This is a genomic window from Pseudomonas sp. Pseusp97, assembly GCF_047304025.1.
GTDB lineage: Bacteria > Pseudomonadota > Gammaproteobacteria > Pseudomonadales > Pseudomonadaceae > Pseudomonas.
Map to the genome: position 1 here is coordinate 1 of NZ_JBGLYK010000530.1, position 282 is coordinate 282.

Annotated in this window: 1 pseudogene; it reads left to right on the forward strand. The window is 73.8% G+C overall.

From position 1 onward, the window contains the following. Positions 1 to 282: pseudogene (locus ACCC94_RS30220) on the forward strand (MATE family efflux transporter); the annotation flags it as partial.

Below are 282 nucleotides of genomic sequence, written 5' to 3' on the forward strand. Positions count from 1 at the left end.
GCTGGGCCTGGCGCTGACCCGCGGCTCGCTGCGGCGCTTCCCCGGCCAGCCGGACTGGTCGCGCCTGCGCGCCTGGGCCAGCTGGCGGCCGCTGCTGATGGTCAACCGTGACATCTTCATCCGCAGCCTGGCGCTGCAGGGTGTGTTCTTCCTGCTCACGGTCCAGGGCACGCGCCTGGGCGACGCCACGGTGGCGGCCAACGCGCTGCTGCTCAACGGCCTGATGGTCACCGCCTACGCGCTCGACGGCCTGGCCCACGCCGTCGAGGCGCTCTGCGGCCA